This window comes from Marinobacter sp. M5B, assembly GCF_042604615.1.
In the GTDB taxonomy this organism is placed as follows: Bacteria; Pseudomonadota; Gammaproteobacteria; order Pseudomonadales; family Oleiphilaceae; genus Marinobacter; species Marinobacter salarius.
Genome location: NZ_CP156894.1, coordinates 2,515,324 through 2,529,672 on the forward strand (window position 1 = coordinate 2,515,324; position 14,349 = coordinate 2,529,672).

Annotated in this window: 11 protein-coding genes; 2 read left to right on the forward strand and 9 right to left on the reverse strand. The window is 57.9% G+C overall.

Translation table 11 applies throughout. The features are described from left to right. From AAGD24_RS11425 to AAGD24_RS11435, 3 genes are all read right to left on the reverse strand, one after another. Complete coding sequence (locus AAGD24_RS11425) at positions 1–1,713, reverse strand: AAA family ATPase (protein WP_379865139.1); 1,713 nt, start codon at positions 1,711–1,713, stop codon at positions 1–3. Positions 1,714–1,811: 98 nt separating this feature from the next. Beyond that, a complete protein-coding gene (locus AAGD24_RS11430; RefSeq protein WP_036205459.1) occupies positions 1,812–3,299 on the reverse strand; it encodes a DUF3336 domain-containing protein in 1,488 nt (495 codons plus the stop codon). A gap of 36 nt (positions 3,300–3,335) precedes the next feature. Then, positions 3,336–4,127, reverse strand: coding sequence for a VacJ family lipoprotein (locus tag AAGD24_RS11435; protein WP_379865141.1), 792 nt, complete (start codon positions 4,125–4,127; stop codon positions 3,336–3,338). A gap of 95 nt (positions 4,128–4,222) precedes the next feature. Here AAGD24_RS11435 and AAGD24_RS11440 point away from each other — a divergent pair, with 95 nt between their 5' ends. Beyond that, the gene (locus AAGD24_RS11440; protein ID WP_075195252.1) at positions 4,223–4,630 is read left to right on the forward strand and encodes a thioesterase family protein; all 408 of its coding nucleotides are present in this window, start codon (positions 4,223–4,225) and stop codon (positions 4,628–4,630) included. Positions 4,631–4,654: 24 nt separating this feature from the next. Here the strand turns inward: AAGD24_RS11440 and AAGD24_RS11445 are convergent, their stop codons facing one another. From AAGD24_RS11445 to AAGD24_RS11455, 3 genes are all read right to left on the reverse strand, one after another. Further along, the gene (locus AAGD24_RS11445) at positions 4,655–5,776 is read right to left on the reverse strand and encodes a beta-ketoacyl-ACP synthase III (RefSeq protein ID WP_036205456.1); all 1,122 of its coding nucleotides are present in this window, start codon (positions 5,774–5,776) and stop codon (positions 4,655–4,657) included. A 101-nt stretch (positions 5,777–5,877) separates the two neighbouring features. Then, entirely contained in the window at positions 5,878–9,804 is a 3,927-nt protein-coding gene (gene hrpA / locus AAGD24_RS11450) for an ATP-dependent RNA helicase HrpA (protein ID WP_379865143.1), read from the reverse strand. A gap of 155 nt (positions 9,805–9,959) precedes the next feature. After that, complete coding sequence (locus AAGD24_RS11455) at positions 9,960–11,636, reverse strand: long-chain fatty acid--CoA ligase (RefSeq protein WP_091641125.1); 1,677 nt, start codon at positions 11,634–11,636, stop codon at positions 9,960–9,962. A 193-nt stretch (positions 11,637–11,829) separates the two neighbouring features. On the opposite strand from AAGD24_RS11455, the gene AAGD24_RS11460 reads away from it, so the two are divergent. Continuing rightward, complete coding sequence (locus tag AAGD24_RS11460) at positions 11,830–12,315, forward strand: MaoC/PaaZ C-terminal domain-containing protein (RefSeq protein WP_036205454.1); 486 nt, start codon at positions 11,830–11,832, stop codon at positions 12,313–12,315. Between the two features lie 18 nt (positions 12,316–12,333). Here the strand turns inward: AAGD24_RS11460 and AAGD24_RS11465 are convergent, their stop codons facing one another. From AAGD24_RS11465 to AAGD24_RS11475, 3 genes are read right to left on the reverse strand one after another with little or no spacing between them, the layout of a single operon-like run. Continuing rightward, entirely contained in the window at positions 12,334–13,344 is a 1,011-nt protein-coding gene (locus tag AAGD24_RS11465) for an AgmX/PglI C-terminal domain-containing protein (protein WP_379865145.1), read from the reverse strand. Next, the gene (locus AAGD24_RS11470; RefSeq protein ID WP_036205453.1) at positions 13,337–13,831 is read right to left on the reverse strand and encodes a biopolymer transporter ExbD; all 495 of its coding nucleotides are present in this window, start codon (positions 13,829–13,831) and stop codon (positions 13,337–13,339) included. Before AAGD24_RS11470 ends, AAGD24_RS11465 begins: the two co-directional genes overlap by 8 nt. Beyond that, on the reverse strand, positions 13,828–14,343 hold the full coding sequence (locus AAGD24_RS11475) for a biopolymer transporter ExbD (protein ID WP_036205451.1): 516 nt from the start codon (positions 14,341–14,343) through the stop codon (positions 13,828–13,830). Before AAGD24_RS11475 ends, AAGD24_RS11470 begins: the two co-directional genes overlap by 4 nt. Positions 14,344–14,349 lie beyond the last annotated feature (6 nt).

Sequence of the window (14,349 nt, forward strand, 5' to 3'; positions counted from 1 at the left end):
TCAGTTCACCATCCTTCCGGACGTCAGCCGGGGCACGGCGGATTCCAGGTCGTTATTCATCTGGATGATGGTCATGGCACCGGCAATGCCATCGACCGTCAGGCCTCTTTGCTGCTGGTACCAGCGGACCTGTTCTTCGATCGGCATACGGTTGACGCGGCTCTCTTCCTGCCGGCTTTCGGCGTATCGGCTGGCCAGTTCCATCATTCTTGAGCCCATCCAGATCTGCTCGGCCACCCTTTCATTACCCTGAGCGCTACCGGACGCATCGCCCAACGTGTAGGCAGGCGCTTCCCAAAGTACGGTAAATTCGCCAAACCAATAGGGCTCCAGGCTGGAGAAGGTGACCTCCCGGCGACCACTCGGGAGCTCGATAGTGGCGCGATTATCCTGGAGGCCGCTCAGGACCGCATAGTGACTGTCCCCATTGCCGTTGCGAAGCTGAAGTATCGCCGGCCGGTCCAGAAACTCCAGACTTCGGCGTGCGCCCTTGTTCTGCAGGCAACGCAGTCCCTGCCCCTCGGCAAACTCACACGCCACTGGGCTTTCCGAGGCGCGGTATTCCAACCCCCATAGTTCAAAAAGCTCGCGAAAAGCCACTGGCAAAGAGATGGTCTGGTCCGGGAACTCAAATTCGGGCAGTGGTTCCTCCTCGCGTGAGTCACTGGTCTGCTCACTGGCTTCGGGAAGCTTTTCCGACAACTCGACAACAGGCATATCCAGCTCGACCCGTTCGATGGCGCCAGTAAGGGACCTTCCCTGATTTTCGGCGACAGCATCGGGCTCGGGTCCACCGCTCCCCGGAAGCCCTATGAACAGCCACGTGGTCATGATGATGGCCATCAGCAGGGCTGCAGCCAACATCAGCGCATGGGACTTTCGAGACGGCCCAGCGCGCCTGGGCAGATTCTGGCCGTTCACTTCCCGGGCAGCGTTACGGATATGGGGAGCAGTGATCTGGTGCTCGCCTTCGGCGTAGGCGCCCAGCAATGCACGGTCACTGATCAGGTTAATCAGTCGCGGTACACCATGGCTGGCGCGGTACAAAGCCCGGATCGCGCGATCAGTAAAGATCTCGCCCCGGAGGCCTGCCACGCTGAGCCGGTAACGCAGGTAAGCCTCTATCTCTGCTCGACCCAGGGCGTCGAGGTGATAACGGGCCGTTACCCGCTGATTTAACTGGCGGAGCTCTGGTAGCCCCAGAATCTCCTGCAGTTCAGGTTGTCCCAGCAACACAATCTGCAGCAGTTTTTTCTCAGCGGTTTCGAGATTGGTCAGCAATCGGAGCTGTTCAAGCACTTCGGCGGACAGGTTCTGGGCTTCATCAATCATCAGAACCTTATGGCGGCCCGCTGCATGGGCCTTGAGCAGGTCATCGTTGATCAGTCCCACCAGTTCCTTGATGGATGATCCGACCGGATGGGCAATCTCAAGCTCATCGCAGATGGATGACAACAGCTCACGGGCAGACAACCTGGGATTGAGGATCAGTGCAATGTCTACATGATCCGGCACATTCTCGATGAAACAGCGGCTGACAGTGGTCTTGCCCGTGCCGACCTCTCCGGTGATCACGATAAAACCGCCCTGCCCCTGTACGCCATACATCAGATGCGCCAGCGCTTCTTTATGGCGTTCGCTCAGATACAGATAGCGGGGGTCCGGGGCTATCGAAAACGGGGGCTCCCGAAAACCGAAGAAATCGTAGTACATGCGTGTCCAGTCAGGTGCTCAGGCGGAGCTTGCGGGAGCCGCCATCGGGCTCCCCGGCTATCGCGGTATCATACCGCCCGGCTCCCGGGGCTGTCATCTCATGAAGTGCCGGAATCCGCATTGCTTACCAGTCTCAGTTCAGCTGTGGAGCGGCGCTGCTCGGATTTCAAGCGGCGAATGCATCGCTCCAGGGTCTTGGAGATTCTGGCGTGGGAGCGAATCATTGAAATCTTGGGCCAGGTCGCACGCTCGCCCTGCAATATCATCTCCCGGACCCATGCCGGATCGGGGTTGGATAACATGCGACGGTAGTCACGAAGACGATACGTCGGCGAGATGGTGACATCCCCGGAATAGCGCTGTCCCATAATGGTGTACATCTGGCCCGCTACCTGCCGAAGCATTTCCGGCTGAACGCGTTTTCGCAGATAATCGAACAGGCCCTGGCCATGGAACTGGATTTCCGATTTCAGCAGGTGCATCGGCAGATTGGCGACATTGATCTTTTCATCCCGGCCTCGCCGGTTCAGAAAAGGCACCACATGGGGGTTGGTCTGGCTGACAATGGTGAAGTTCACGTCGTAAAGGTGCATCAGCCGTTCGATGGGCAAGTCGCTGACCACCGACCCGTCCACGAACTTCAGCCGCGACATGTAGGGCAGCACGTTGCCCTGAATGTCCTTCTTCATCAGCGGTACCGGCGGGAAGATACCCGGCACTGCCGCGCTGGCCAGCACGGCACTCCAGACCAACAGATAGGGTGACGTGTAGCCACACAACAAACGGGCTTTCTGGTGGGTCTGGACCGGTGACACACTGACGTTGATGGAACGCCCGGTCTTCTGGAACGCCTCCTCAAAGGTGTATTCCCCGATATTGGCACGCAGGCACGCCTTTAACTGCTCCTGATCCATCAGACCGTCACCCCGGATGGCACTGAACAGCCCGCGCCATTTCCAGGCCCTCATGTCGTGGTTTTCAGGCACCAGCATGTCCGGTATTTCCGCATCGCTGTGGACACCCAGTATGCCAGCGATAATGGCGCCGATGCTGGAGCCGGCAATAACCTGCGGCAACAACCCTTTTTCCCAGAGTGCCTTTATAACGCCGAAATGGAACATGCCCAGCGTGGCACCGCCGCTGAGCAGCAAAGCCGGGCGGCCATAACTGGTCAGGGTATCGCGGAAGAACTGCAGCTTCTCGGCCACTGGAAATCCCGGCACCTTGGTGTCGCACAGGAAATCCAGCGATTCGCACACCTGGGTGATGTACTCCTCGATCAGATGCTTGGTGCCAACCCGGGAGCGGGTATACAGGGCCGTATTGCCCATATTGCCCAGGTCGTGATGAAGCCCTTCTCTCAATGCACGCTTCAGGCGCTCGAAATCATTCTGATGCCGGTAGGTGCGGAGGTTGCTGAGCCGGTCGTAGATGAGCTCGTAATGGTAAAGATCGGAGCCAAACTCCTCTTTCCACTCCACATTACCCTCAAGGAAATCCAGCTCCAGCGCCGCAGCCTTCCAGACTTCGTAATTAGGCGCCTCCGCCAGCATCTTGCGGAATTTCCGGATACGGTCATCAACCATCTGGTAAACCTCAGTTGTTCCAGCCGATTCGATGCGTCAGAAATCCTCGAGCATCAAATCCTCATCGTCATCGCTGGCAAATGGATCGTCTACGGTTCTGCCATCATTGATCAGGTAAGCCCGCCGTTGCAGGTACGCGTTTCTCACGAACGTATAGCCGTCACCTGAGATGAACCCTTCCGCAGGGATCAGATCGGCACGCTTATCAACAATCTGAAGCGCCCTCGCATAATAGACATCCGGCGTTTCAGCCAGGTCCCAGGCTGAGGGCAACAACAGGTTGTCGGATACAAACCCACCAAAGTCCCGGGGATTCGAAGGCCCCAAAAACGGCAGCATCAGGTAAGGTCCAGAGCCCGTACCCCAGTAGCCCAAGGTCTGGCCAAAGTCTTCTGGACGCTCAGGCAAATCGAACATGGTAGCCACATCAATCAACCCGCCCAGACCAAAAACCGAATTGTAGGTAAACCTACCCGCCGCCACGACGGCAGACTCTCCCTTCAATTGGAAGATACTGTTGGCGAAGTTACGTATTTCAGTCAGGTTGTTGAAGAAATTGGTGACAGCACGGTCCGCAAAGCCTGGCATGACGGTGCGGTACCCTTTCGCAACAGGGCGGAGGAACCAGTTGTCGATGGTTTCGTTGAAGCCATAGACCTTCCGGTTCCAGTCCTCATAGGGATCGACCTCGCTCGGAGGGGCGTCAAGCTTTCGTTCTGCCATGTCAGGATCGACTGGCTGCACGGTTTGCGCGACCGCATTGCCTGAAAACAGGCAGATAAAAATCAGGGCGCCGATTGCTGGGTGCCGGAAAAAAATGTCTCTCATCGTCAGACCTGAGGTTGTTAAAACTGTTACTGTTCGTCGAAAATACCGGCGCTCTGCTTTTTTATTATTAACCCCTTGCTTCAGGAGTAGCCCCGATGTCAGTACCCGGGAATCTGGTTAGCACACTCTCCATGCCTTTGCGCTGGGGAGATATGGACGCATACGGCCATGCCAACAATACGGTTTATTTCCGCTTTTTCGAGGAAGCCCGCATCACCTGGCTGGCGTCCCTGGAGCTGGGCGCGGAAAACGACCCCGACGGTCCGGTCATTATAAAGACCAGCGCCACCTTTCTGAAGGAACTGGCCCATCCGGCAACGGTTGAGGTCAGAACATACGCCGACAAAGCCGGCAATACCAGCCTCGATACCTATCATACGCTGACCGATACCGAGACAGGCACACTCTACGCGGAAGGCTATGCGAAAATTGTCTGGTTTGACCGCACCAAACGCACGTCGATGGCGCTGCCTGACAAGCTCAGGGCGTTGGCGGCCAGTTAAGACCGCCTATCGCCACCCCAGACCCTATCGGCGGCGAACCACAACGCTGCCGATGGAATAGCCTGCACCAAACGAACAGATCACGCCCAGTTCACCAGCGCCAAAGTCGTCCTTGTGTTTGTGGAACGCAATGATCGAGCCAGCGGAGCTGGTGTTGGCGTACTCATCCAGAATGACCGGCGCCTCTTTCGTGTCCGCGTCGCGCCCCAACACCTTGCGGGCGATCAGTTGGTTCATATTCAGGTTGGCCTGGTGCAGCCACATTCGCTTGAGGTCATCTGGCGACAACGACAGGCTGGACAGCTGTTTGAGGATCGTTTCCGCCACCAACGGCGACACTTCCTTGAACACCTTGCGCCCCTGTTGCACGAACAGCTTGTCCGGCTTGTTAATGCCCTCTTTATCTCCCCGATTCAGGAAACCAAAGTTGTTGCGAATGTTATTGGAGTACTTGGTCAGCAGGCTGGTTCCAAGAACCTCAAAACCCTGCCCTTCCGCAACATCGGCGTCTCTTTCCACCAGGATGGCGGTGCAGGCATCGCCAAAAATGAAGTGGCTGTCCCGGTCACGGAAATTCAGGTGGCCGGAGCAGATTTCCGGACTAACCACCAGCACCGCCCTGGCCGTGCCATTCTCTACGGCGTTTGCCGCCGCCTGCAGCCCAAAGGTCGCGGAACTGCACGCCACGTTCATGTCGTAGGCAAAGCCCTCGATGCCCAACGCGTCCTGAACCTCAACAGATATAGCCGGATATGGGCGCTGCATGTTAGAGCAGGCGACAATAACCGCATCAACATCGGCCGCAGTCTTGCCGGCCTGTTTGAGAGCCTCTTCGCAGGCTGCCAGCGCCATCTCGCATTGCACCGAGGCTTCTTCGTTGGGTCGGTCCGGTATGTTCGGGCACATCCGTTCAGGGTCGAGTATGCCCTGCTTGTCAATCACGTGGCGACGCTTGATGCCGGACGCTTTTTCAATAAAAGCGGACGAAGACGGTTGCAGGGGCTCAAGATCGCCACTGGCAATATCGTCAGCATGACGTGCGTTGTGAAGTTCGACGAAGGCATTGAATGCCTCCACCAGTTCTTCGTTGGTAATGGTTGCTGGCGGTGTGTACAACCCGGTCCCGCTGATAACGGCTCTAATCACGCTAACCCCACGTCATAGTTGTAAAAACAAACAATCTAACTGCACCAATATTGACCAAATACTAACACAGTCTAAACGTTTTGCCCGCAAACGTGACCGGCTTACACGCGCGTCTGCTCCCACTGCCTGTCGAGGCGCTTGACCGATACCGGCACGGCCGTGCCCAGCTGTTGTGCAAAGAAAGAGACCCGAAATTCCTCAAGCATCCAGCGATAGAGCAATAGCTCCGGGTCCCTTACCCCCTGGCGTTGCTGCTCATCGCGTTTGCTGGCGTAGCGGGACCAGAGCGGCTCCATGGTGTGCAGGAACTCCCGCTCCCGCCCGAGCTCCCTGGGCATTTTCTCAAAACGGATGCTGGCGGCCTCGAAATAGCGTCCAAAATGGGCAAGCCATTCCGGCGGCGTGGCAACAATAAAACCCGGATACACAAGATTTTGCAGCTGAAACTTCAAGTCCGCCATACTGTTCGCGAGCGCGAGGTTGATTTTGCCCTTGAGCTGTTTCATCACGCCATGATAGCCCGTCATGGCCTGGTGTAGCCGCTCGTCAGCCTGCTCAAGTGCCGGTACGAATTCCGCCCTCCCGGCGTTAAACGCGTTCTCGAACGCGTTGTTGTCCCGGGGTACGTCATCGGGCACAAAATGCTGCATCGCCGTGGCCAGCAACAGGTCATCCAGCAACACCCGGGCTTTGCCCACCGGCGCGAACATCAACGCCGATGACTTGAAGTTCGGCAACTTCCGCTCGATGTCCTCCAGCGTATTGCCCAGCCGAATCAGTATCAGTCGCGCCACCGCTTTGCGAGTTGCATCCTCCGCCGTAAGCCGGTCCAGGAACCGTGTCTGGCGCACGGAATCCCCCGTGTCTTCCAATGCCGGGTATACGGTGACTTCCATACCGCCTTTTTCGGTCCTGACAGATTCGGGCAACGACCCGAAATCCCATCGCGTTGACGCACTCGCAGCCTCGGTCGAGGGCTCCCTGCGGGTTGCCGAAGACAACGCAGCTTCTGCCCGCCCTTCCAGTTCGCTTTGCAGCTTTTCGGTTTCCCGCCCCTCGGCGATGGGCTTGCCCGCATCATCAACAACCCGAAGATTCATTCTCAGGTGCTTCGGCAGATCCTCCTGTGGCCAGGCATCGGCGTCAATCCTGACACCCGTCATTCGCCGGAGCTGTTCGCCCAGCTGCAGCGCCAATGGCTCGTTTGAAGCCTGAAGGTTTTCCAGAGCCGCATCCACGAAATCCGGTACCGGCACAAAGTTGCGCCTCAACGCCTTCGGAAGGCCTTTGACCAGTGCGATGCACTTCTCCCTCAAGAGCCCCGGCACAAGCCATTCAAGCCGCCGCGCCGGAAGCTGTTTCAGGGCCATCACCGGTGCCTGGAGCGTAACGCCATCGCGCTCACTGGTGGGTTCGAACTCATAACTCAGGGGATATCTCACCCCTTCCCACTCCAGGTAGTCCGGATACAGTGAGCCCGCCTGCTCATCCACCGGGCGCTGGAGGATATCGGCCTCCGTCAATTCCATGTCACGGAGCTGGTCAGCACTCAGCTGCTTCCACCAGCTTTCGAAATGCCGGCCGCTAACAATGTCCGCTGGCAGCCGCTGGTCATAAAACGCCACCAGCACTTCGTCCTCAACCAACAGGTCCCGCCGCCGCGTTTTGCGCTCCAGGTTTTCAACGGTGTCCAACAGTTCGCGGTTACGGGCAATAAAGGGCGCCTTGGACTGGTAGTCGCCTTCCACCAGGGCACGGCGGATGAACAGGTTGCGACACTCCTCCGGGTCCACCTTACTGTAGGGAATACGGCGTTTGGCAATAATGTCCAGGCCGTAGAGACTGACCTTTTCATAGCCCATGACCTGGCCACGTTTCTGTTCCCAGTGGGGTTCGAAGAAGTGATGCTTCACCACATGCCCGGCCAGGGGCTCGATCCACTCCGGCTCAATCTTCGCCACCACCCGCGCAAACACGCGGCTGGTTTCGACAATTTCCGCCGCCACAATCCACTTCGGGCCGGTTTTCGACACTTTTGAGCCCGGAAAGATCATGACCTTACGGTTGCGGGTGGCCAGATACTCCTTCTTTTCAAGCTTCACCGCCACCTGGCCCAGCAAACCCGCAAGAATGGCTTTGTGCAAAGACTCGTAACTGGCCGCATCTCTGTTCAGTTTCAGTTTCTGCTCACGGCAAATCAGCGTCAGTTGCCGGTGAATGTCGCGCCACTCCCGCATCCGCATCCACGACAGAAAGCTCTTCTGGCAGACCTTTTTCAGCTGATTCTGGGACAGTTCCTGGCGCTGTTCCTCGTAAAAATTCCAGATATTCAACAAGGTCAGGAAATCCGATTCCTTGTCATTGAACGGCGCGTGGGCCTGATCGGCAGCCTGCTGTTTGTCCTGGGGGCGCTCTCTCGGGTCCTGAACGCTCAGACCGGCAATGATCACCAACGTTTCTGCCAGACTGCCCTGTTCCGAGGAGGTCACCAGCATGCGCGCCAGCCTTGGGTCCAGCGGCAGGCGTGCCATGGTGCGGCCAAGGTTTGTCAGACGGCGCTTGTCATCAACGGCTCCAAGCTCTTCGAGCAATTTGTAGCCATCGTTGATCAGGCGACGGTCCGGTGGCTCCAGGAACGGGAAATGGCGGATATCCCCAAGCCCCGAGGTGGTCATCTGCAGAATAACTGAGGCTAGGTTGGTGCGCAGGATCTCCGGGTCGGTGTACTCGGGCCGGTTGATGAAATCGGTTTCGTCGTAAAGCCGGAAACAAATCCCCGGAGCAACCCGGCCACAGCGCCCGGCACGCTGATTGGCGCTGGCCTGGGACACCGGCTCAATGGGCAGGCGCTGGATTTTGGAACGTACGCTGTAACGGCTGATACGGGCCACGCCGGTGTCGACGACATAGCGTATGCCGGGCACGGTCAGGGAGGTTTCCGCGACGTTGGTGGAGAGCACGATCCGACGCCCCCGGTGGCCCTGGAATATCCGGTTCTGTTCCTGGTTACTGAGCCGAGAATATAATGGTAGAACTTCGGTATGGCGCAGCTCGGCGTGTCGCAGTACCTTGCTGAGGCTGCGAATTTCCCGCTCGCCGGGCAGGAATACGAGTACGTCGCCCGGTGGCTGCTTTTCTGCACGTTCGTGCTGTTCGATTTCCTCCATCGCACGCAGCACGCCATCCGTCCAACCCTGGTCCCGATCGTCCTCATCGCCAGTGAGAGGACGGTAACGCACATCTACCGGATAGGTTCGCCCGCTGACTTCGATGACCGGCGCGCCACTAAAGAACTCGCTAAAGCGTTCCACTTCGATGGTGGCGGAGGTGATGATGACCTTCAGATCAGGCCGTTTCGGCAACAGTTGCCGCAGGTAGCCCATCAGAAAGTCGATATTAAGGCTGCGTTCGTGGGCCTCATCAATAATCAGGGTATCGTAACGATCCAGGAACCGGTCGTGCTGGACCTCCGACAGCAGGATGCCATCGGTCATGACTTTGACCCGCGACTGGTCGGACGTGGTGTCGGTAAAACGTACCTGATACCCCACCTGCCCGCCAGTCTGCTCTCCAAGCTCTTCAGCAATACGACCGGCTACGGTACGGGCGGCAATCCGGCGGGGTTGGGTGTGGCCGATCAGCCCGCGAATACCCCGACCGCTGTTCATGCAGATCTTGGGGATCTGGGTGGTCTTACCGGAACCGGTTTCGCCGGCAATAATCACCACCTGGTTCTGTTCAATGGCCTCACGGATGTCATCGACCCGTTCAGACACTGGCAGCGATGACGGAAAGGTGGCCGGCTTATGCAATGCCTGGCGTTCCGTGACACGCGCCTGACCCCGATCGAGCCATTGCGCCATCTTCTCCAGGTCCTTTTGCCCCGGACGCCCTTTTTTCCGGGCTACCAACTTGTGAATACGGGCGGCTTCCAACTGGTTGCAGGCATCCAGCTGCTCCATGATGGCTTTTACGGCGGCCTTGCTGTCTGGCGTATTCGTGGACTGTTCCGGGGGGGCTTGCGTCATCGGTCCGTTTTACCGTTGTTGGATCTTGGATACCCGGTTCGCTTCGGGCGTGGCGACAGTCTAACGATATCCCGCGCCTCATTAAACGGAAAAACCCCGCCGAGGCGGGGTTCACATCATCCGTTCGGGGCGATTAAACCGCCCGCACGAACCGGTTACTTGCTGTTGGCTTCGTCACGCAGCTCGCGCCGCAGGATCTTGCCTACGTTGGTCTTCGGCAGTTCATCGCGGAACACGAAGGATTTGGGTACCTTGTAAGCGGTCAGGCGTTCGCGGCAGAACTCTTTCAGTTCATTTTCAGTAACACCTTCCGCGGTTGCCACCAGGTAGACCTTAACCGCCTCTCCACTCTTGTCATCGGGAACACCGACAGCGGCACACTCAACCACTTTCGGATGACCACTGACCACGTCTTCTATCTCATTGGGGAAGACGTTGAAGCCAGACACGATAATCATGTCCTTCTTGCGGTCGACGATGCGGATGTAGCCATCTTCCTGGATAAGGGCAATGTCACCCGTCTGCAGGAAACCGTCGTCAGTGAAGGACTTCTGGGTGTCTTCCGGACGCTGCCAGTATCCGCGCATCACCTGTGGCCCCTTCACACACAATTCGCCGGGCTCGCCAAGAGGCGTTTCGTTGCCGTCGTCGTCGATGGTTTTGATTTCGGTGCCGGGAATCGGCAGGCCAATGGTGCCAAGCTGGATCGCGCTGTTCGGATTGAAGGTGACAACCGGAGAGGTTTCAGTCATGCCGTAACCTTCACTTATTTCACACCCTGTAACACGCTGCCACATCTTCGCGGTGTCGCTGGTCAGCGCCATGCCGCCGGACGACGTCAGTTTCAGGGCACTGAAATCCAGGGCCTTGAATTCTTCGTTGTTGCACAGCGCCACGAACAGCGTGTTCAGCCCCAGGAATGCGGTGAAGCGATGGTTTTTGAGCTCTTTCACAAATCCGGGGATATCACGGGGGTTCGGGATAAGAACGTTGTGGGCGCCAGCTTCAAGCATGATGCCGCAGTTCAGGGTGAACGAGTAGATGTGGTAAAGCGGCAGCGGAGCAATAACCACTTCCGTGCCTTCCTCCACCGAATCTTCCATCATCGGCCGAGCCTGCAGGAGGTTGGCGACCAGATTGCCGTGGGTCAGCATCGCGCCCTTGGCCACACCGGTGGTGCCACCGGTGTACTGCAGAACGGCGATGTCGTCTTTCTTGCACTCCACCGGCGAGAATTTTTCCCTGGCCCCTGCACTGAGCACCGCCGGGAGTTTGTGAGCCTGGGGCAGGCTGAATGCCGGCACCATTTTCTTCAGGTGCTTCACGGCGGCGTTCATCAGCGTACGCTTCAGCGGCGAATGCATGTCGGCAATTTCGGTAACAATGACATGCTCGATGCCGGTATGAGGAAGCACTTTCTCTGCGTTATGGGCCATGTTCGCCAGCACTACAAGCGCCTTGGCGCCGGAATCATTGAACTGGTGTTCCATTTCGCGAGTGGTGTACAGCGGGTTGGTATTCACCACGATCAGGCCCGCGCGCATGGCCCCAAACACTACGACAGGGTACTGGGACACGTTGGGCATTTGCACCGCAATCCGGTCGCCCGGCTTGAGGTCGGTCTTGTTCTGCAGCCAGGCGGCAAAATTCCGGCTCTGGGTGTCCAGGTCGCGATAGGTGAGCGTGGCGCCAACGGCACTGAACGCGGGGCGGTCAGCGTACTTGTTCACGGCCTGATCAAATACGTCAACCATGCTACTGTATTTATCCAGGTCTACGTTCAGGGACACGCCAGCGGGGTATTTGTCCTGATAGAACTGCTCAAAATCCATCACCATCTCCTGTTTGGCATTTGTGCTTATAATGTTTACCAATGTCGTTTTGGTCAAAAAATCAACCAGACAAAAGTATCAGCCTCGAAAAGTCGGGAGAGAATAGCAGTTTTGTGAACGATGAGGTAGTTTTCAAAGCAGAACTGTAGCGGTTGCAGCCACCAACCTAATCACACCAACACTGGAGCCCATCATGAGCGACACTTTGGACACGCTTGAGAACATCACCTACGACGAACTCCAGGAAGGCGACTCCGCAACCTATGTGAAAACACTGACCGAGGACGAACTGGTGTTGTTCGCTGCTGTCTCCGGAGATGTGAACCCGGTCCACCTGGATTCGGAGTTTGCCGCCGACTCCATGTTCCAGGAGCGGATTGCCCATGGCATGTGGAGCGGCTCACTGATTTCCGCGGCCCTGGCCACCGTGATGCCGGGCCCCGGCACCATATACCTGGAACAGAGCCTGGCTTTCAAGCGCCCGGTAAAGCTGGACGACACCCTGACGGTGACATTGACAGTACTGGCCAAGGAACGCAAAAACCGCGTAACCCTATCCTGCGATGTCCGCAACCAGAACGATGAGCGGGTTGTGACCGGTGAGGCGAAAGTGATCGCCCCTACCCAGAAGATGTCCCTGAGCAAGCCACAGCTACCAAAAATCACCATAGCGCACTAGCGTATACGGGCCCCTGAACTAACCCGGCAGGAAATCGATGGGGAATCGCACCGTCCTGGGTTCCACATCGTCCTCGCCGAAATTGAACAGGCGTACGCGCATGGCAATGCGTTGTTCCAGGCTTTGATTGCCCAGCTCGGAGCTCACCACCTCGCAACGCGATACTGACCCATCCGGTTCGATCACCAATTCCAGCATAACCTTACCTTCCAGCGTCGGGTCCTGACGCAGCTCGCGTCGGTAGAGGGAGTAGAGTGACGTTTTCTGGGCGTCGAACACCTGGCGGATGTTGCTCATGCCCCGCTGCCCCGGTCCGCCGGTGGGCTCCGGCGCAGCTTCTGGCGCTGCTTCCTGCGCCACCTCCACGTTACGAACCTGATGGCCAGCCACTGCCACCTCAGTTTCTGGCGCGGCTTCCCGAGTGACGCCGCCGCTGCCAGCAAGCGCCCTGCCGGGGTCAGTTTCGGCACCGAACAGATCTCCATCGCCGCTTGCGGTCTCGGCATCGACGTTGGCCGCCAGGGTGTCCACGGCGTCCGGCTCTGGAGCCCGCATACTGGCAAGTTGGTCCTGCATTGCCATCAGACCCGATCTGGAGGCGGTTTCACGCGCCTGCTCGACCGTTTGGGAAGGAGCGGGTGTCGGGCGCACAGGCTCGGGTGGGGGCACCTCTTCAGCCAATTCCGGCTCCACCGCTTTGGGTTCTGTACTTTCAGGTTCGGGCTCGGGCTCAGATTCCGGAGCCGGCTCGGGTTCAGGTTCAACCTCAGGCACTGGAATCGGCTTTGGCGCCTCGCGTTGCTCTACCAGTCGCGCCAACTGGGGCGGAATCTTCTCCGCCTCGCTGCGGTCGGGTTCCGGAAGCTGAAACGCCGGAATAAGCAGCGCAGGAGGCAGAAAGACCGCCACCATCACCAACAATGCCAGCACAAAACGGCGGTTTTCTCCCTTTTCCGCGCCCCATGGCAACCCGGATGAAAGGTGTTTGGTCGCGAGATTGTTGGGAGAGAGGTTCTGACGCTCAGCCATTGCCGACCTCCTTCGCCGACTCAACAGCCAGCCGGACCTGCCGGAAGTCTTCATCGATGCAGGTTTGCATGATCTTTCTCAATAACCGGTAGTCGGTGGCGCGCCCTGCCATTATGGTCACCTCATGACCCTGCTCCGGCACCTGGCCCCTCCGGTTACGCACCCAGGCAAGCTCATCCGCCAGCCCACCGATGGTGCTGTCCCCGGTTTCAATGCCATCCAACCGTGCAACTTCCCGGCCCTGCACGAGAATGGACCGGCCGATTACCTGGACCATCAGGGTTTCGACCGCCTCCTTGTCCGCGGTCGATTGCGGCAGTGGGACATCGGCCGTGTTCTGCATAACCTTTACATCGGACGAGTTCACCATCAGGAAGAACACCAGGATCGTGAAGATGTCCATCAGGGACACCAGATTCAGGCCTCCCGGGCGGTGCATACGGCTGTAGTGGCGCTGGATACGACGGGCACGGCGGGAGGTCTTCATGCACCCTCCCCTTCGACCGATAACGTCCGGTTTTCAGGTGCGTCTGCCAGTGCCACATCCGGGAAAAGCTCTCCCTTCACCACACTGGCCGCAACAACTGCCGGATAGGAGCGGAGCGTATCCATCGCAGTCACCAGAGTCTGATAGTCGATGTCCGGGCTGACCTCCAGAACGATGTCAGTCTTCTCCGGCACCCGCTTCTTGATCTGCTTGAGAGTTTCCCTCAGGCCGTCGAAGTCCTGTTCCCCCTCAATCAACGGCAGGGTCCGGATCACGCCTCTCTCACTGTCCAGCACTTCCAGGCCCTGGGGTATCAACGCCACCACCAGCCGCAGTTCATCAGCCTGTGGCGCCTCACCCGACTCCATCCCGGGAAAGTCGAGCTCAATCATACGAATCTGGCTAAAGACCATGCCCAGCAGCAATACCGGGACTAACACGATCATCAGATTCAGGAATGGCGTGATATCCAGTTCCGGATTACTGACAAGCCTGCGATGTTTTCGTCTCATGCGGCA

Bases quoted from the DNA above. Each gene is read 5' to 3' on its own strand.
- AAGD24_RS11425 (WP_379865139.1), bottom strand. From the start codon at position 1,713: ATGTACTACGATTTCTTCGGTTTTCGGGAGCCCCCGTTTTCGATAGCC.
- AAGD24_RS11430 (WP_036205459.1), bottom strand. From the start codon at position 3,299: ATGGTTGATGACCGTATCCGGAAATTCCGCAAGATGCTGGCGGAGGCG.
- AAGD24_RS11435 (WP_379865141.1), bottom strand. From the start codon at position 4,127: ATGAGAGACATTTTTTTCCGGCACCCAGCAATCGGCGCCCTGATTTTT.
- AAGD24_RS11440 (WP_075195252.1), top strand. From the start codon at position 4,223: ATGTCAGTACCCGGGAATCTGGTTAGCACACTCTCCATGCCTTTGCGC.
- hrpA (WP_379865143.1), bottom strand. From the start codon at position 9,804: ATGACGCAAGCCCCCCCGGAACAGTCCACGAATACGCCAGACAGCAAG.
- AAGD24_RS11455 (WP_091641125.1), bottom strand. From the start codon at position 11,636: ATGGATTTTGAGCAGTTCTATCAGGACAAATACCCCGCTGGCGTGTCC.
- AAGD24_RS11460 (WP_036205454.1), top strand. From the start codon at position 11,830: ATGAGCGACACTTTGGACACGCTTGAGAACATCACCTACGACGAACTC.
- AAGD24_RS11465 (WP_379865145.1), bottom strand. From the start codon at position 13,344: ATGGCTGAGCGTCAGAACCTCTCTCCCAACAATCTCGCGACCAAACAC.
- AAGD24_RS11470 (WP_036205453.1), bottom strand. From the start codon at position 13,831: ATGAAGACCTCCCGCCGTGCCCGTCGTATCCAGCGCCACTACAGCCGT.
- AAGD24_RS11475 (WP_036205451.1), bottom strand. From the start codon at position 14,343: ATGAGACGAAAACATCGCAGGCTTGTCAGTAATCCGGAACTGGATATC.